Source organism: Flavisolibacter tropicus (assembly GCF_001644645.1).
Taxonomy (GTDB): domain Bacteria; phylum Bacteroidota; class Bacteroidia; order Chitinophagales; family Chitinophagaceae; genus Flavisolibacter; species Flavisolibacter tropicus.
Genome location: NZ_CP011390.1, coordinates 1,424,481 through 1,441,946, shown reverse-complemented (window position 1 = coordinate 1,441,946; position 17,466 = coordinate 1,424,481). Strand labels below are relative to the sequence as shown.

The window sequence follows — 17,466 nt, the reverse complement described above, 5'->3', positions numbered from 1 at the left end:
ATGAAGAACACAATAAAACGGCTTACAGTACTGGTTTCAGTACTCATTGGAATGGCAAGCACTGCCCAGGATCTTTCCAACAAAGGGAAAGAGTTCTGGGTAGGCTATGGCCACCATCAGTATATGGAATGGTCTGTTACAAATCCAACTAGTCTGTTTGCGAATAGCCAGGAAATGGTGATCTACTTAAGTGCAGAACAAACTGCCCATGTTACAGTAAGCATGGCGGGAGGCGCTTGGGTGAAAAACTATACCGTACCTGCAAATACAGTTATTGTATCAGATTTTATTCCTAAGTCAGGAACCATTGATGCCCGTTTCTTTACATTTCCACCGTCTTATGGTGGTACGGGTGGGGAAGGAGCTTTTACCAATAAAGCCATTCATATTGTAAGCGATGTACCCATTGTGGCTTATGCACATATCTACGGAAATACATCATCTGGCGCTACCATGCTGATGCCTGTAGATACCTGGGGTTATGCTTATACCTCAGTAAATAGTAAGCAGGATTATGCGGCAGATTGTTATTCCTGGATGTATGTGATTGCTAAGGATGATAATACAGTTGTAGAAATAACGCCTTCTGTTCCCACACGCTATGGTAAGCCGGCAAATAAGCCTTTTACAGCAACACTTAATAAAGGGGAGGCCTACCAGATCATTGGAGCAAATATGGGAGGTTCCGCTGGCTATGAGTTAACAGGTACCCAGGTTCGTTCCATTGCGAATTCTGCCGGAAAATGTTATCCCATCGCCGTTTTTTCGGGTAGTAGTCGTACCTATAATCCAGCCTCATGTGGCCAGGGTGGCGGTGATAATGATAATCAGCAGTTATTCCCCTACCAGGCTTGGGGAAAACGTTATTTGACTGCCCCCACCTCCAATTCCACTTCTACTACCTCATTTATGACCAATACCTTTAAGGTAGTAGTAAAAGATCCAACAACAAAGGTCACACGTACGGGTGGCACATTAGGACCGCTTCTGCCAGGAGGTTATTACCAGTTTGAAAGTAATAAACCGGAATACATTATAGCGGATAAACCGATATTGGTAGGGCAATTTATGACAGGAGGATCGCCTTGTCTTAATGCAGCAAACCGTGATGGCGATCCGGAGATGTTTTTTATTAGTCCACTAGAACAGGGTATCAATAAAATTGGCTTTTACCGCAATAACAAAGAAATTATTACAGTCAATTATCTAACCCTTATCATCCCAACGGCAGGTGTTCAGTCTTTAAAAATTGATGGCAGTACTTCCGGTTATACAACAATGGTACATCCAAAGCTACCCGGGTACTCAATAGTGATTAAGCGTTGGAGTGCCGGTAAAGCGCAAAGCTGGGCAGAAAGTGATTCCGCCTTCACCGCCGTCACATATGGTTTGGGAGATGCGGAAAGTTATGCCTATAATGCCGGTACCATGATCAATAACCTGCGTATCATGGGCTCGCTGCACAATGAATTGGATTCCACTAAGTCAGAGCACGAGTATACCTGTGCTAACACACCTGTTCAGCTTGGCGTAAGAGTGGCCTATCAACCCACCAAAATGGTTTGGCAATTAAGCAAACTGGGTAATGCCATTTCACTCAGCAGCGATGTTACACTCACCAACCCTAAAGCAATAGATACGGTTACGGTAAAGGGTGTCGATTACTATCGCTTCCAACTTCCTCAAAGCTACCAGTTCAAGGATACGGGTGAATATGAGATAACAGTAGTTTCTACCAGTCCCAGCCTGGAGCGTTGCGACCAGAGCGAAGAGATCAAATTTATGGTCAAAGTGCGCAACACGCCTAATGCCCAATTTTCGTTTACTCATACGGGTTGTATAAAAGACTCTGTTTATTTTTCTGCTTCTAATAGCGCCGCCAATGACTTTGCAATTAGTAAATGGAATTGGACATTCCCGGATGGATCAACTTCCAATCTGCAAAACCCAATTGTAAAACTCCCTGCTTCAGGAAGTAACGCTATTACATTAAAAGCTATTTCAAATGAAGGTTGTGTTGGAGACACCGCTATAGCTATTACCACATTTGCCCCACCTACAGCGGCTTTGTCTGTTTCAGCCTTGTCTCTTTGTGAAGGCGGGAGTGTAGTGGCTAATGATCAGTCAACGATAACAGGTGGCCCGGCTATTAATAGCTGGTACTGGGATATGGGAAGCGGTACACCCGTTACAATAACTAACAATAATCCGCAAACGATAACCTATCCCACGTATAAGCAGTATACAATTCGTCATGCGGTTGCATCCAGCAAAACCTGTATCAGTGATACGGCCAGTTCGGTGATAACCGTTTTTGCAAATCCAAAACCGAGCTTTACATATCCCGTGGGCTGCCTGCCGGTAAATGGGGTAGTGCAGTTTAATTCTACTACCACGGTACCGGACGGACAGGCTATTAGTAGCAATGCTTGGAACTTTGGCGACCCCAATGCATCGGCCGGTAATTTAAATACCTCTTCTCAGGCAAGTCCCTCACATACCTATGCCTATGGCAGCTATACTATAAACTATAAAGTGATAACAATAAACGGCTGTACAAAGGATACCACTGTAAAGGCTACATTTAGTGTGCGTCCTGTTTTGACGTTTGCATCACTGTCGCCAGTGTGTGAGTCACAGACAGGAACCATTACAGTGGCCAGGGCCTTGGTAACCAATGGTGTGCCGGGCAATGGGGTATATAAAGGACCCGCTACAACCACCACCGGACAATTCACGCCCTCTCAGGCAGGGGCTGGTAAACATACAATATGGTATGTGTATGCCACTAATGGTGGATGTACGGACTCTGTTTCTCAGGAGATTAACGTTTATGCTAAACCGAAAGTAGATTTCCAATATCCCCTTGCTTGTTTACCGGCCTCCGGACTGGCAGCGTTTACAAATGCGGCCACTATTAGCGATGGCCAATCGATGACCTATACCTGGGATTTTAGCGATACCAATGCAACGGCCGCGAACCCAAATACATCAACACAAACGAACCCCACGCATAACTATACCAAACCCGGTACATATAACATCAGGTTGTCAGCACTTTCAGTGAATGGTTGTAGTGCCGATACCACTATTACTGCCACGTTTAGTATTAAGCCTCAACTGGGCTTTGCTACCCTTGCAGCTGTTTGTGAAAGTGTGAAGGGTACGGTATCCATAGCAAAAGGATCAGTAACCAATGGCGTTCCTGGCATTGGTGTATATAAAGGAGCTGGTACAGATGCGGCTGGTAATTTCAGTCCATCTGTTGCTAGATCAGGCACGCATACTATTTGGTTTGTATTTACTACACCGGGCGGTTGTGTTGATTCAGTATCACAAACCATTGTAGTCTATCCTAAACCACAAGCTTCTTTCACACTAACGCCAGATATTTGTAGTGGGGGAGTAGCTACGCTAACAGATAGAACTACCATTACTTCTGGTAGTGTGGTAAAATGGAACTGGAACTTGGGCGAGGGTTCACCAGAAATATCGTATACCAACAACAGTCCATTTACCAGGTCGTATACAACGGATAAAACATACACAGTAAAACTTGTCGCTGTTAGTGATAAATCTTGCGTAAGTGATACCGCTTCACAAACGCTTGCGGTTCATCCTCTGCCTATGGCTGATTTTGTATTACCTGCGGGTGTTTGTATGCCAAATGGTGCAGCAGGGTTTACCAATGCTTCAATTGTTTCAGATAATTCCGCATTAAGTTACCAATGGAACTTTGGCGATGGTAGTGCGCAAAGTACGGTTGCCGATCCTTCACATATCTATGCAATAGCAGGAAGCTATAAGATTCAATTGAAGGTAACATCAGCATACGGTTGTAGCAAAGACACTGCCAAGACCTTTAGTTCCTTCTATAACAAACCAATTGCGGCATTTGCCGTGGCGCCACAGATCTTATGCCAGGGCGCAGAGAATAGCTTTACCGATCAAAGTACAGCGCCGAATAGCACATTGAAAGCGTGGAGCTGGTCTTTTGCCGATGGTACAACTTCTGCTGTTCAAAATCCTAAAAAGAAATACAATAAAGCAGGAAATTTTGATGTAGCCTTAACGGTAACCAATACCATTGGTTGCGTATCGGATACCTTTAAAAAGAGAGTGGTGGTACTGGTGCAGCCGGTGGTAGATGCGGGACCTTCCTTTGTGGTTCCTCAAGGAACGCTTATCACTTTCAATCCGAAGGTGAATGATTCAACAATCACCTTCCGTTGGACGCCATCTATTGGACTATCCAATGCAACTGTACTTCGACCAACAATGGTAGCCAATGCCAACCAAACGTATACTTTGTATGCAAATGATGGTAATTGCGAAGCCAGTGATTTTCTAAGCGTAAAAATATTATTACCAGTAAAAGTGCCCAATGCGTTCTCGCCCAATGGCGATGGCATTAACGACCGCTGGGAGATCCAAAATCTCTCTGATTACCCCGGCGCCATCGTAGAAGTCTTCAATCGCTATGGCCAGGGTGTTTACCGTTCTACCGGTTACGCACAGTCTTGGGATGGAAAAGTGGCCGGACAAGTTCTGCCACAGGGCACCTACTATTATGTGATTACACTGAAAAATGGATTCCAGCCCATTACCGGCTCGGTAACCATACTTCAATAAAGAGACCCCTTAACCACTTAACAGTAAATACAGATAAGCTCGGCCCTTGGTTTCTACCAGGGGCCCTTTTTATTCCCCAATTCCAAATCCCAAATTTCCAATTCTTTCTCCATTGAGTATTGATCGTTGAGAATTGAGCATTGAACATTTCTTCTCTCCTTACTCATCACTCATTATTCATCCTTCCTTGTTCCTTGTTCGTTATTCTGCGTGGCTGTTAGCTTGCAGCTTGCAGCGTGTGGCTTGCAGCTACTCTTTCATCAGCTAATTATCACATCAGCTAATCAACTAATTATTTAAGTGATTCTTTATTCTCTTGGATTGTGCTTTGGTAATTCTGTGCTTAAATGCTTTGGATCTTCTAATACCTGTGTAATAGTCCTTTCCTTATTGTCAAGCTTTTGTTCAGACCTACTTAGCGATAAATTCATGGCCTCGCTTCTTGGTACTTGCAGGCGCCCATTGCGTTTAACCTTCCATTTGGATAGGTAGCGGGCCTGCTTAACACGAGAAGTTGGTTTTGTTATCTCCTTTTTCTTTTCTGTGGTAGCAGGCGCTGAAGTAAACAGTGGTGGCAACACAGGTGCAGTTGTACGTACAGAAGGCGTAGCCTCTATTGTCGTTGGCTTGGCAGCTAATTTCTGGCAATGGGCCAGCAGCAGTTCCTGTGCTTCTTCCTTGGTCTTGCCCTGGTACATCCAGCGGTTTACCATACCTGTTAGCCTGGCAAACAAACCAGGTTTGCGCACGGTCCCTGGAAGCTGGCGGTAGTACACCCGCTTCACCATCCTGGCAGCCACCCCAAACCGCTCGGCATTGGCCATCGTGCGCTGGAGGCCGGGATCCTTGCGCATCCTCTTAGCGCTTTTATAATCGCCTTTGCTACGCAGGTAATACGTATCTCCTAACTTATAAAAGATGATGCCATCAATGGTGCCGGTAATAAAGACGGGGCCTACTTGTTTTGCCATAAAGAGTACAGGTTAATGGTGGAGAGTTAAAAGTGTAAAGTCCAAGGTGTGAAATCCAGGCCTCCACTTGCTTCCTGGATCTTGTCCCCTGAGTCTTGATTACTAATTATCTTAGCAAATCTACCCAACTAAAGGCCCCCCTCAAAACCTTTCACCCCCTTTATTTATACACATGTAGGCCACTGCTAATATCATAAATGCTCCGTGGTCAATCCGCGCTAGCGGCGGGAGTCTTCTTGTGCGCGGGTGCTCCCCTTTAGGGGCTGGGGGTGTGCCTAGCCTGTACCTCTCCTGTACCTAGTCTGTACCTAATCTGTACCTCTTCTGTAGGTAAGTCCGTACCAACTGCACAGATAAAGCCCTCTACCTGCCTTCCACATTCACTACGCCTCCTACCATCCTCCTATACTACTCCTCTCTTCATTGAACATCCATCAATCATAAAATAAAAGGAATAAACAGAGCCGAAAATGCTCCCAAAGCGAAGAGGTTTAAATGTACTTATTCTTCCTTTTAGGCAACAGCAGATGCCGAAACCAGTTACAACTGGCAGCAAATGATATTATGGATTCACATAAGAATTATAATTGAATCTCTCTCGGTTACCGCCTTTCCTGTAGTTCGTGTCTCACCATTGGTGTTCGGAAAAAATTAGCCTCTCGGTTGTTGGGCTGCGTCTATAGGTAGGACTGTTCAATGGTAGCGCTCTCGATGCTATGAATGTCTCCTACAACTGCTTTTTACTAAACACCTTTGCCTGTTCCTGCACCAGCAACAGCACATTTTGTAACAACCGACTGTGATCATCTTTTCGCCAGGTAACATAAAGGTTGGTAGAGTGAGGAAGAGGTATAAAGCGCACATCTGGCGGCGCACTAAAGGCATAGGAGCCCGGTAGTACAGATATGCCTACCCCTTTGGCAACCAACCCTAGTATAATGCTACCATAATCTGATTCAATATATACATCGGGTGTGAAATTGTAATCACTAAATATCTGCCGCAGACTGGATACATAAAGCGTTTTATGGTGAAGGCCGGAGAGAATAAATCGTTCGTTCTTTACATCCTGCAGACCCTTGAAGTTTTTTTGCGTCAGATGGTGATTATGGGGTACTGCTAATGAGAAGTGCTCTGCATATAAACAAATGGATTGCAGAGCTGGATTCTCGGCCGGATCTCTGCGAAAGGCGATGTCCATATTATAGTTGAGCAATAGCTGCTCAAAGCTGATATCGGTCGGCTCTATGAGTTCAATGCGTACATCTGGTAGCGTTGTGGAAAGGTTGCTGATTATCTCAGGTAAAAAGCCAAAGGATATAGAACCTGGATAGCCAATGCGGATAGTGCCATATACCCCTTCGTTTATACTCTTGGCTTGCCGGTGTATACGGTCTATATCATCCATCATGCGAAGCCATTGGTCTCTAAGAAAAATACCAGCCTCGGTTAGCTTTACCGTGCGTTTGGTGCGTTCAAATAGCTGTATGCCTAATTCTTCCTCCAGCGCTTTTATCTGCCGGCTTAGGGCGGATTGGGTAATGAAAAGTTTCTCTGCGCTGTTCCAAAAATGCAGCTCTTGCGCAAGGGTGAGGAAGTATTGTATCTGTTGTAGCTCCATGAATCTATTAATGTGTAAAATGCATTAATCAATGAGAAACCGGCATTGATTTGCCGGTTAATTCGTACGTGCTTTGTACTTAAAATTAAGCGTCATGGTCATTTTAAGAAAATATAAGATGGAGCTGGTGGGTTGGACAGGCGCTACGATCTCTTTAAGCGCATATAGTTTAAATAGCCTAAACATCGTTGGGAGTCAGTCTGTAGCCTATTTGCTGATGAATATTTTCGGTTGTTTCTTCCTGATCCTGTATGCCCTTTCTAAAAAGGCGCATGCCAGTTGGGTGCTTAATAGTATTTGGCTAATTATGACCATGGTGGCGCTATTAAAAGTGTATATGGGTGGTTGGTGAACGTTTCGTAATAGTAAATAACTGCAATCTTTTTTAAAAAGATGGTTGTCGGTGTAAGCTTAATAGTTAGGGGTGATCTTACAATCAATCGCGTTTATAAATTATGGAAGATATAGTCGTAAAAAGAGTAACGCTAATCGATATTGACCAATTGCAAAAGATTGGGCGGCTAACCTTTTATGAGACCTTCTCAGCATACAATACAGAGGAGAATATGAGAAAATATTTGGTAGAAGGCTTTGCTAATGAAAAGTTGACGGCAGAACTGAATAACCCAAACTCTGAATTCTATTTTGCTATTTCTGATCAAAATGTAGTTGGTTATTTAAAGCTAAACGTTGGACCCTCTCAAACTGAATTACAGGACGACAAAGCTCTGGAAATAGAACGGATCTATGTGATCAAGGAATATTATGGGAAAAAAGTTGGGCAACTACTTTATGAAAAGGCTATTCAGGTTGCAATTCATAAAAAAGTGGACTATGTGTGGTTAGGCGTTTGGAAAGAAAATCAGAGAGCCCTAAACTTCTATAAGAAAAATGGCTTTGTTGCCTTTGATAAGCATATTTTCAAATTAGGCAATGATGAGCAGACAGACATCATGATGAAGCTACTATTGAACAATCGAAAAGAAAAGTAAAAGGCAGCCCATAACATTGGCTTGGTCATTATAGGCAGAAAATAATAGATTTAGCCATTAGCCTATAACAAAGCATTATGATGCCTTCCAGATTTGATTTTCTTAACTTTGCTAAATGGCAAGCAAGCAAGTGCGTTCGGTTTCCTCTTTCAATAATGAGTTAAAGCTAAAGGGCTTTAATGTGTTTCAAATAGAAAGCGATGGAGCTGCTACCCGCATTTACAGCCGCAAAGACTTTTACAAGATCTGCCTGACCACAGGCAAGAGTGTCATCAAATATGCTGACCGCAGTTTTGAAACCGAGGGCACTATTTTGTTTTTTGGCAACCCGCACATCCCTTATTCCTGGGAAACCCTTTCCACCAGTTATATAGGCTACACAGTCCTCTTTTCAGAAGATTTTCTAAAGGCAGGTGATCGCTCTGAAAGCCTGTTGCAGTCACCGTTATTTAAGATTGGGGGTACTCCTGTTTTAAAGATAACAGACCAGCAGCGTGAGTTTTTAAATGCCATCTTCCAGAAAATGATACAGGAGCAACAGAGTGACTATGCCTACAAAGACGACCTTATTCGCAATTATATCCACCTGATCATTCACGAAGCCTTAAAGCTGCAGCCTTCTGATAATTATGATCAACACAAAAACGCCGCTTCCCGACTTACGGCTGTGTTTCTGGAACTTTTAGAACGACAGTTTCCTATTGAAGGTACTGACCGACCGCTTCAGTTAAAAACGGCCCAGGACTATGCTAATAGCCTTTCTGTGCATGTTAATTACCTGAACCGTGCCGTAAAGGAAGTGACTGGTAAATCAACTACCGCCCATATCAGCGACCGCATTATTAGTGAGTCCAAAGCCCTGTTGCAACATACCGACTGGAACATTGCTGATATAGCATATGCACTGGGTTTTGAATACCCTACCTATTTCAACAACTACTTCAAACGCATCACCGGTACAAACCCAAAGGCTTTACGGGCGCAAGAGGTTTGAAATTCTTAATCATTGGTTTGATAATCATTACTAGTGAGGGTAATAGCTAAAATACCTTTGAGGTATGTTATCAAATGCAGTGACAATGGATCAATTGAAAAGTCAAAATGTCTTTCATCAAAGCAATAAAGACATTTTTAAGAGAATGAAAGCCGGTGAGCCCATCCGATTAGATGATCCGGAATATTTTAAAGTATTGGACGTGGTCAACCGTACCATAGCATTGTCTGCTGATCTCAATGCATCTACTGACGTAAAGCAAATAAGGGAACGGTTAAGTAAAATTATTGGTACGCAACTGGATGAAAGCACGACCGTATTTGCACCCTTCTACACCAATTTCGGCCGGTTCATCCAAATCGGTAAAAACGTATTTATCAACCACGCCTGCTCCTTTCTTGACATGGGTGGAATTACCATAGAAGATGAGGTGCTAATTGGACCAAAAGTGAATCTAATCACTGAAAATCATCCCTTAGATCCAGCAGATAGAAGAGCCCTTATTTGTAAGCCCATTTTAATTAAGCGCAACGCATGGATCGGTGCTGGCGCTACCATACTGCCAGGCGTTACCATTGGTGAAAATGCAGTAGTAGCAGCTGGAGCCGTAGTGTCTAAGGATGTGCCAGCCAATACAGTTGTAGGCGGCATCCCTGCAAAACTTATTAAGACCATCGATTAAAAACAAAACAAATCATTTAATACAATTAAAAGATAGCAGGACATGAAGAAGCTGACATTCATAATGGCCGCATCCCTTCTATTGTTGGGGCAGGCTTTTTCACAAATAAAAAAAGCAGATAAGATGAGTATGAAAGAGCAAACAGATCACTATACATTTTCATTAAGTGATAAGGTAAGTCGTCAAAAAGTGACTTTCAAAAACCGCTATGGTATTATCCTAACGGGTGATTTATATCTTCCTAAAAATCGTGGCAGTGAGTCCTTGGCAGCACTTGCTATTGGTGGTCCATTTGGTGCGGTTAAAGAACAAGCTTCGGGACTATATGCTAATACAATGGCCGAGCGTGGCTTTGTTACACTTGCATTCGACCCCTCTTACACAGGTGAAAGTGGGGGTGAGCCACGTAATGTAGCATCACCTGATATCAATACGGAAGATTTCAGTGCAGCAGTAGACTTTCTCGGTTTGCAATCTTTTGTTGACAGGAACCGGATAGGTATCATTGGTATTTGCGGTTGGGCTGGCATGGCGCTGAACGCTGCCGCTGTAGACAAACGCATCAAGGCCGTTGCTACCACCAGCATGTATGATATGTCACGCGTTATGGCAAAAGGATACTATGATAAGTTGACCATTGAGCAACGCACAACCATGCTGGAGCAAATGGGGCTGCAACGTTGGAAAGATGCAGAGAAGGGAACTTCAGCTCCCGGCCCACGCATTTTACCTGAAAAATTGGAAGGTAACGAACCTCAATTTGTGGTGGATTATTTCAACTACTACCGCACTCCACGAGGCTTTCATCCAAATTCGCCCAATTCAAACGGTTCATGGACTGCTACTAATGCGCTGTCATTCATGAATATGCCGCTGCTGACCTATATTAAAGAAATTGCACCCCGACCAGTATTGTTGATTGCCGGCGAAAAAGCGCACTCCCGTTATTTTAGTGAAGACGCCTACAAGGCAGCAGCTGAGCCAAAGGAATTGATGATTATCCCAAATGCCAGTCACGTTGATTTATATGACAGGGTCAATATCATTTCCTTTGATAAACTAACGGCCTTCTTTAACGAACACCTGAGCCAGGCAAACGGTAAAGTTGTGGCAAACGCAGCCATTGGGAATTAGGTAACACATAAAACGGAACTGAATGAAACGATTCATGATTACCTCCCTTGCCTTTGCAACGCTATTAAGCCTAGGTTGTAATAAGCAAGCAGGTAAGAATGCCAGCAATAATGAGTCAGAAAGCATCTTCCCAAAAGGAGATGCCGGCCCTGATGAAAACTTCACCGGTAAGGCCTGGAATTACGGATTGGTGACCAATGATAGTCTATATAATACTGTTGTAGGCAACGTTTATTTTGAGCCGGGTGCAAGAAGCAACTGGCATACACACCCGGCCGGTCAGATCCTGATTATTACGGATGGTGTGGGTTACCACCAAATAAAAGGACAGCCCCGGCAAACGATTCGAAAGGGAGCTGTAGTGAAATGTCCGCCAAATGTTGAACATTGGCATGGCGCCAGCCCAGATACAGGACTACAGCAATTGTACATTGTACCCAATACCGAAAAAGGTATTGTGCAATGGTTGCAACCTGTAACTGATCAGGAATACAATAACCAGTAAACACTTTACAAATGGAAAACAGCAACAGCATGCATGCGTGTGATCACTCAAGACGAAGATTTATTCAGCAGTCTGCATTTTTGAGTGCAGGTGTTATCCTTGCTAAACCTGCACAGTTATTGGCAACGGCAAATGAACAAGGAACGAGGGCATACAATATCAAATCGAAAGGCTATGCTGGAAAAGACGAACACGGAAAATTAGCCCTGTGGAATTTTGAACGCCGGGCAGTTGGAGACAACGATGTTTTAATTGAGATTAAATACTGCGGCATTTGCCATTCCGACATACATACCATTAGAGGCCATTGGGGAAAACAACAATATCCACAGGTGCCGGGCCATGAAATTGCAGGCGTTGTTACGGCCGTTGGTAAAAATGTAACCAAGTTTAAAGTGGGTGATAAAGCCGGCGTAGGTTGTATGGTAAACAGTTGTATGCAATGTGAAAGCTGTAAAAAAGGTGAAGAACATCATTGCGAAACCATGGGATTTACAGGCACTTACGGTTCACCTGAAAAATCCTCACCCTCAGGTATATCGCAAGGGGGCTACTCAAACAATATTGTAGTAAAAGATCACTTTGCTATTAAGATACCGGACAACATTGACTTGCAGCACGCTGCACCCCTGCTCTGTGCGGGTATAACTACTTACTCGCCCATGATGCAATACCAAATTAAAAAAGGTGATAAAGTAGGCGTGGTTGGCATTGGCGGTTTAGGACACATGGCAATTAAAATCGCTGTTTCAAAAGGTGCTGAAGTATATGCGTTCACTACTTCTTCTTCAAAAGTGAGTGATTGCAAAGGCTTTGGCGCGAAGGAAGTCATCGTGGTTGATGGAGCAGACAAATTAAAATCTTGGTTCGGCAAGCTGGACTATATGATTTCTACCGTCCCCTATGCTTACGATATGTCCAACTATATTTCTTGTGTAAAGCCTTATGGTTATTTTACACAAGTGGGCCAACCCATAAACGGCGAACTCACGATTAACAATTTCAATATGATTTTTAACCGGGTGAATTTCAATGGCTCACTAATTGGTGGTATTCCTGAAACACAAGAAGTGATGGACTATTGTGCTAAAAATAAAATTCATCCGCAAATACAAATCATCAAGGCTGAAGAAATTAACGATGCATGGGAAAAAGTGGTGAACAAACAAGCGCGTTACCGTTATGTGATCGATGCGGCAACATTCTAAAACGAGTTTTATGAAAAGAATACTCTTGCTTGTTTTCAGTGCATTCTCACTTATCACCAGTTGTGCATCATGTGATAAGAACGGTGATGTTGCCATCGCCGGAAATGGTAATAATAACACAAACCCGGCGGGAGGTAAAATGAAAATAAAAATTGGAACCAGCACGTTCACTGCAACGCTGTACGACAATGCCACTGCAGCTGCATTCAAAGCCCAGCTACCAATGACCGTTAGTATGGTTGAGCTGAATGGAAATGAGAAGTATGTTGATTTATCCCGTAGTCTCTCAACCAACGCTTCCAATCCCGGAACTATTCAAGCGGGTGATTTGATGCTATACGGTTCTTCGACGCTGGTACTCTTTTATAAAACATTTTCTACCTCCTATAATTACACTAGGCTTGGGCGTATTGATGACCCTTCTGGACTTGCTGCTGCCGTGGGTTCCGGAAGTGTAACGGTTATTTTTGAATCAGAGTAAATAAATAATATATGGGCAACTGATGAGTGGATACCAAAGCAATAACAAAATCCAAAGAAACAAGGGGCCGCTTCTTCGCCCAGCAAACACTATAACTTATAAATTTATCCAGTAAAAAAATGTATATGAAAGTCATTGTAACAGGAGCAACTGGTATGGTAGGTGAAGGGGTTTTGCAGGAATGTTTGGGAAACCCACAAATAAAGGAAGTGTTAAGTGTTAGCCGAAAATCCACAGGCATGACTCATCCCAAACTAAAGGAATACATCGTGGCAGATTTCTTGTTGCTGAAGGAGGGGGATAAAACATTGAACGGTTATGATGCTTGTTTTTTCTGTGCAGGGGTGAGTAGCGTAGGTATGAAAGAACCGGAATACACCCGCATTACCTATGACACGACGCTTACGTTCGCCAAAGCCGTTGGCCCCAAGCCTCAAATGACATTCGCTTATGTGAGTGGCGCTGGTACCAATAGCAGCGAAAAGGGGAGGTTAATGTGGGCACGTGTCAAAGGTAAAACCGAAAATGATTTGATGAAACTGCCGTTCAAGCAGGTGATTGCGTTCCGTCCGGGTGCTATGAAATTTACCGAGGGACAAAAAAATGTTTCCAAGATGAACAAATTCCTATCACGTCTCTATCCTGTTTTCAAAATTGTGTTACCAAATGCGACAAGCACGTTACGCCAGGTAGGGCAGGCAATGATTTATGCGGCACAAAATGGTTACGAAAAAAACGTAGTGGAAGTAAAGGACATCAAGATTCTGGTAAATAGCGCGTTAAAGTAAACTGATCAAAACGTATTGCAATACATAATGGAAAACAAAACAACACGATGATTGCACTCGTAAGAGATTTCTTGCAAAGGGTGCTACGTTCAACAGTTACCAGCTATGAAAAAATAGATAAATTAATAACTCTTAATCAGCAATAAAAAACTCATTCATATGGAAGCAGTAAGACCAACAACAGAAGGCGCAACAACCATCAAGGCAAAGGATGTAAAGGCATTTGGTACAGAGGCAGCAACGGCACCATTAGACCAGTTAACTATCAAGCGAAGAAAACCCACACCGCATGATGTAGAAATAGAGATATTGTATTGTGGTGTTTGTCACTCTGACCTTCATACTGCACGAAACGAATGGCACAGTACAATTTATCCTTGTGTGCCCGGACATGAAATCGTTGGCAAAATTGTAAATGTAGGTGATCATGTAAAGAAGTTTAAAGTAGGAGATCTGGCCGCAGTAGGCTGTATGGTTGACAGCTGCCGCCAGTGCGATTACTGTAAGGAAGGTTTGGAACAATATTGCGAAGCCGGCAATACTGGAACATATAATTCGCCCGATAAATTATTGGGTACACAAACCTTTGGCGGTTATTCAGAGAGCATTGTAGTAGATGAAGCTTTTGTTCTACGAGTACCTGAAAACCTTGACCTGGCTGCAACAGCACCGTTATTATGTGCGGGCATCACTACCTATTCACCACTCAAGCATTGGAAGGTAGGGCCCGGTAAGAAAGTAGGTGTTGTTGGTTTAGGTGGCTTAGGGCACATGGGTGTTAAACTGGCAAAGGCTTTGGGTGCGGAAGTAATTGTATTTACGACCTCTCCTTCAAAGGTTGAGGATGCAAAGCGCTTGGGAGCTGATGATGTGGTGCTGTCAAAAGATGATGAGCAAATGGCGCGTTACGCAGGTAAGCTGCACTTTGTATTAGATGCCGTTTCTGCGCAGCACGATATCAACGCCTACCTAAGTCTATTGCGAGTAGATGGTTCCCTGGCATTGGTAGGTGCACCGGAACATCCCCTGCCAGTGGCGGCTTTCAGCCTCATTCCTTATCGCAGAAACTTTGCTGGTTCTATGATCGGCGGTATCGCTGAAACACAGGAGATGCTGGATTTTTGTGGTAAACACAATATTGTTTCTGATATAGAAATGATCAACATTCAGCAGATCAATGAAGCGTATGAACGTTTACTGAAAGGCGATGTAAAATATCGATTTGTTATAGATATGGCCTCTTTAAAACAATAGAATTGGTGAAAAGACAAAAAAGATAATAATGGAAATAACAAGAATCGGTTCACAGCCTTCCTCAAAAGGACCAGAAGATTGGTTTACTGGTGCTGTACGTATTGATCCTTTATTTGCACCAAACGATGCAAGACGTGGAGCTGCAGCAAGTGTAACTTTTGAGCCGGGAGCTAGAACCGCATGGCATACGCATCCGCTGGGACAAACGCTTATTATAACAGCTGGTTGTGGCTGGGTGCAAAAGGAGGGAAGTACTGTTGAAGAAGTGCATCCTGGCGATGTTGTATGGTTTGAGCCCAACGAAAGGCATTGGCATGGTGCCACTGCAACTAATGGTATGACACATATCGCCATTCAGGAAAATCTAAACGGAAAAGTGGTGGATTGGATGGAAAAAGTTTCAGATGAACAATACAAAGGCTCTAAATAGTTTTTTGTAAAGGGCAAATACGTTAACTGTGATTGTACTTTCTCTAGTTTGTGTGAAGTGTAAAAGTGCTAAGCCAAAGTTTTGTTCACTAAAAGACATAAGGAGTGTCTTATGATTATAACAAAAATGCAAGGTGAATGTACGCCTTGCTTCCATGTTTGGGCTACTTGGTTGTATCAAAAATGGTGTAGGAAAACTTGTAAGCTTGTGGCTATTTTTTAAAGGGTTCGTTACACTTTGTATGATGCTGTTACAGCAATCTACTTTGTATGCGGAATTAATGAAAGTAGCTATTGGTTTCTGTCAGTAAATTGGCTTATTGCTTCAAGTTGTAATAGTAAGGTGTCATTTTAATTGAAATATTAGCTTTGTTCTATTATGCAAGGCAGTATTCTTATTATAGATGACGAGGAGCAACTAAGAAAACTCTTAAGTCGGATTATCGGTTTAGAAGGCTATAAGGTTGAACAGGCAGGGTCATTAAAAGAGGGTTTAGGAATAGTAAAAAGGAAAGACGTCGACATTCTCCTCTGCGATGTAAAACTGCCTGATGGTAATGGCGTTGAGTTTATCAAAGAAGTAAAAAAACTTTCTCCTTTATCTGAGGTTATACTCCTGACGGCTTTTGGCAATATTATAGATGGGGTGCAGGCCATTAAAAATGGTGCGTTTGACTACATCACAAAAGGCAATGATAATGACCGCATACTTCCGCTCCTTTCCCAAGCTATGGGAAAAGTGATTGCTCAGAAAAAAGCCGCTGTTAAAATAAATACCCCATCTGTCATTTCATTTGATTCGATAGCTGCAGAAAGTAAAAGTATCCAGCAGGCAGTTTCATTGGCAAAGAGAATAGCACCAACCGATGCTACTGTGTTATTGTTAGGTGAAACCGGTACAGGAAAAGAGGTGTTTGCTAATGCAATTCATGTAGCCAGCAAACGAAAAGACCATCCCTATATAGCTCTAAATTGTAGTGCTTTTGCAAAAGATTTATTAGAAAGTGAGTTGTTTGGTCACAGGGCCGGTGCTTTTACCGGTGCCAGTAAGGATAAAAAAGGCCTTATTGAAATGGCTGATGGTGGTACCTTGTTCCTGGATGAAATTGGTGAATTGCATCCGGATTTACAAGCTAAGTTGCTACGCGTACTGGAAAATGGAGAGTATATTAAATTAGGCGATACTCGGGTTTCGAAGGTAAACGTACGCATCATTGCGGCAACAAACAGGAGCTTAGAAAAAGAAATAGAAACAGGACATTTTAGGGAAGACCTGTATTACAGACTGAACGCCTTTACCATTCAACTCCCCCCATTGAGGGAACGTCTGGAAGATATAGAAACATTGAGCCAGGTTTTCCTCAAACAATTTAGTCAACAAGAGGGCAAGCAATTACTTTTAAGCAAAGAGGCTATACAATTATTGAAATCATATTCATGGAAAGGCAATATCCGTGAATTGCGAAATGTGATGCAGCGTGCTGTTATATTAACGGATGAAAGCCAGATATTGCCAATGCACCTGCCTTATGAATTGCAACACCGTACCGATGTGCTAAGCCCGGTATCATTAGCCGCAGTTGAGAAACAGCATATCCAAAAGATATTAGCTTATACAAATGGTAATAAAACACAGGCGGCTAAAATCTTAGGTATTGGTTTGGTAACCCTATATCGAAAGCTGGACGAATATGAGCTTCCCAAATAAACAAACCCTTTCATTTTGGAATAGACCCTTTCATTTTGAAAGGGTTTTTTTATGACGCGCATTTTGC

Annotated in this window: 15 protein-coding genes; 13 read left to right on the top strand and 2 right to left on the bottom strand. The window is 42.9% G+C overall.

The annotated features are described in order from the left end of the window. A complete protein-coding gene (locus tag SY85_RS05955; protein WP_066402401.1) occupies nucleotides 1-4,632 on the top strand; it encodes a PKD domain-containing protein in 4,632 nt (1,543 codons plus the stop codon). A gap of 308 nt (nucleotides 4,633-4,940) precedes the next feature. Here SY85_RS05955 and SY85_RS05950 read toward each other — a convergent pair whose 3' ends face one another. Continuing rightward, nucleotides 4,941-5,603 (bottom strand): hypothetical protein, encoded by a 663-nt coding sequence (locus tag SY85_RS05950; protein WP_066402399.1) that lies wholly within the window; start codon nucleotides 5,601-5,603, stop codon nucleotides 4,941-4,943. A 727-nt stretch (nucleotides 5,604-6,330) separates the two neighbouring features. After that, a complete protein-coding gene (locus SY85_RS05945; protein WP_066402397.1) occupies nucleotides 6,331-7,224 on the bottom strand; it encodes a LysR family transcriptional regulator in 894 nt (297 codons plus the stop codon). A 94-nt stretch (nucleotides 7,225-7,318) separates the two neighbouring features. On the opposite strand from SY85_RS05945, the gene SY85_RS05940 reads away from it, so the two are divergent. The 12 genes from SY85_RS05940 (at nucleotide 7,319) to SY85_RS05885 (ending at nucleotide 17,399) form a co-directional block, all read left to right on the top strand. Further along, nucleotides 7,319-7,576: a CBU_0592 family membrane protein gene (locus SY85_RS05940; RefSeq protein ID WP_066402395.1), complete on the top strand. Its 258-nt coding sequence runs from the start codon at nucleotides 7,319-7,321 to the stop codon at nucleotides 7,574-7,576. Nucleotides 7,577-7,679: 103 nt separating this feature from the next. Next, complete coding sequence (locus SY85_RS05935) at nucleotides 7,680-8,216, top strand: GNAT family N-acetyltransferase (RefSeq protein WP_066402394.1); 537 nt, start codon at nucleotides 7,680-7,682, stop codon at nucleotides 8,214-8,216. Between the two features lie 115 nt (nucleotides 8,217-8,331). Then, nucleotides 8,332-9,210 carry a helix-turn-helix domain-containing protein gene (locus tag SY85_RS05930; RefSeq protein ID WP_066402393.1) on the top strand — a complete coding sequence of 293 codons (879 nt, stop codon included), beginning with the start codon at nucleotides 8,332-8,334 and terminating at the stop codon, nucleotides 9,208-9,210. 85 nt (nucleotides 9,211-9,295) lie between these two features. Further along, entirely contained in the window at nucleotides 9,296-9,892 is a 597-nt protein-coding gene (locus SY85_RS26150; protein ID WP_066402392.1) for a DapH/DapD/GlmU-related protein, read from the top strand. Nucleotides 9,893-9,934: 42 nt separating this feature from the next. Beyond that, nucleotides 9,935-11,026, top strand: a complete 1,092-nt coding sequence (locus SY85_RS05920; RefSeq protein ID WP_066402391.1) for an alpha/beta hydrolase — start codon at nucleotides 9,935-9,937, stop codon at nucleotides 11,024-11,026. A 22-nt stretch (nucleotides 11,027-11,048) separates the two neighbouring features. Beyond that, nucleotides 11,049-11,531 carry a cupin domain-containing protein gene (locus SY85_RS05915; protein ID WP_066402390.1) on the top strand — a complete coding sequence of 161 codons (483 nt, stop codon included), beginning with the start codon at nucleotides 11,049-11,051 and terminating at the stop codon, nucleotides 11,529-11,531. 11 nt (nucleotides 11,532-11,542) lie between these two features. Then, on the top strand, nucleotides 11,543-12,739 hold the full coding sequence (locus tag SY85_RS05910; protein ID WP_226999022.1) for an NAD(P)-dependent alcohol dehydrogenase: 1,197 nt from the start codon (nucleotides 11,543-11,545) through the stop codon (nucleotides 12,737-12,739). Between the two features lie 10 nt (nucleotides 12,740-12,749). Further along, nucleotides 12,750-13,220 (top strand): cyclophilin-like fold protein, encoded by a 471-nt coding sequence (locus SY85_RS05905; protein WP_066402387.1) that lies wholly within the window; start codon nucleotides 12,750-12,752, stop codon nucleotides 13,218-13,220. Nucleotides 13,221-13,345: 125 nt separating this feature from the next. Further along, nucleotides 13,346-14,008 (top strand): NAD-dependent epimerase/dehydratase family protein, encoded by a 663-nt coding sequence (locus tag SY85_RS05900; protein WP_226999021.1) that lies wholly within the window; start codon nucleotides 13,346-13,348, stop codon nucleotides 14,006-14,008. 159 nt (nucleotides 14,009-14,167) lie between these two features. Further along, on the top strand, nucleotides 14,168-15,262 hold the full coding sequence (locus tag SY85_RS05895) for an NAD(P)-dependent alcohol dehydrogenase (protein WP_193408749.1): 1,095 nt from the start codon (nucleotides 14,168-14,170) through the stop codon (nucleotides 15,260-15,262). Nucleotides 15,263-15,290: 28 nt separating this feature from the next. Next, entirely contained in the window at nucleotides 15,291-15,692 is a 402-nt protein-coding gene (locus tag SY85_RS05890; protein ID WP_066402384.1) for a (R)-mandelonitrile lyase, read from the top strand. 378 nt (nucleotides 15,693-16,070) lie between these two features. After that, nucleotides 16,071-17,399 carry a sigma-54-dependent transcriptional regulator gene (locus SY85_RS05885; RefSeq protein ID WP_066402383.1) on the top strand — a complete coding sequence of 443 codons (1,329 nt, stop codon included), beginning with the start codon at nucleotides 16,071-16,073 and terminating at the stop codon, nucleotides 17,397-17,399. Nucleotides 17,400-17,466: the final 67 nt, after the last annotated feature.

Excerpts from the sequence above, each read along its gene's own strand:
- SY85_RS05940 (WP_066402395.1), top strand. The coding sequence starts at position 7,319 with ATGGTCATTTTAAGAAAATATAAGATGGAGCTGGTGGGTTGGACAGGC.
- SY85_RS05895 (WP_193408749.1), top strand. The coding sequence starts at position 14,168 with ATGGAAGCAGTAAGACCAACAACAGAAGGCGCAACAACCATCAAGGCA.
- SY85_RS05910 (WP_226999022.1), top strand. The coding sequence starts at position 11,543 with ATGGAAAACAGCAACAGCATGCATGCGTGTGATCACTCAAGACGAAGA.
- SY85_RS05945 (WP_066402397.1), bottom strand. The coding sequence starts at position 7,224 with ATGGAGCTACAACAGATACAATACTTCCTCACCCTTGCGCAAGAGCTG.
- SY85_RS05920 (WP_066402391.1), top strand. The coding sequence starts at position 9,935 with ATGAAGAAGCTGACATTCATAATGGCCGCATCCCTTCTATTGTTGGGG.
- SY85_RS05900 (WP_226999021.1), top strand. The coding sequence starts at position 13,346 with ATGAAAGTCATTGTAACAGGAGCAACTGGTATGGTAGGTGAAGGGGTT.
- SY85_RS05950 (WP_066402399.1), bottom strand. The coding sequence starts at position 5,603 with ATGGCAAAACAAGTAGGCCCCGTCTTTATTACCGGCACCATTGATGGC.
- SY85_RS05955 (WP_066402401.1), top strand. The coding sequence starts at position 1 with ATGAAGAACACAATAAAACGGCTTACAGTACTGGTTTCAGTACTCATT.
- SY85_RS26150 (WP_066402392.1), top strand. The coding sequence starts at position 9,296 with ATGGATCAATTGAAAAGTCAAAATGTCTTTCATCAAAGCAATAAAGAC.
- SY85_RS05935 (WP_066402394.1), top strand. The coding sequence starts at position 7,680 with ATGGAAGATATAGTCGTAAAAAGAGTAACGCTAATCGATATTGACCAA.
- SY85_RS05905 (WP_066402387.1), top strand. The coding sequence starts at position 12,750 with ATGAAAAGAATACTCTTGCTTGTTTTCAGTGCATTCTCACTTATCACC.
- SY85_RS05915 (WP_066402390.1), top strand. The coding sequence starts at position 11,049 with ATGAAACGATTCATGATTACCTCCCTTGCCTTTGCAACGCTATTAAGC.
- SY85_RS05890 (WP_066402384.1), top strand. The coding sequence starts at position 15,291 with ATGGAAATAACAAGAATCGGTTCACAGCCTTCCTCAAAAGGACCAGAA.
- SY85_RS05885 (WP_066402383.1), top strand. The coding sequence starts at position 16,071 with ATGCAAGGCAGTATTCTTATTATAGATGACGAGGAGCAACTAAGAAAA.
- SY85_RS05930 (WP_066402393.1), top strand. The coding sequence starts at position 8,332 with ATGGCAAGCAAGCAAGTGCGTTCGGTTTCCTCTTTCAATAATGAGTTA.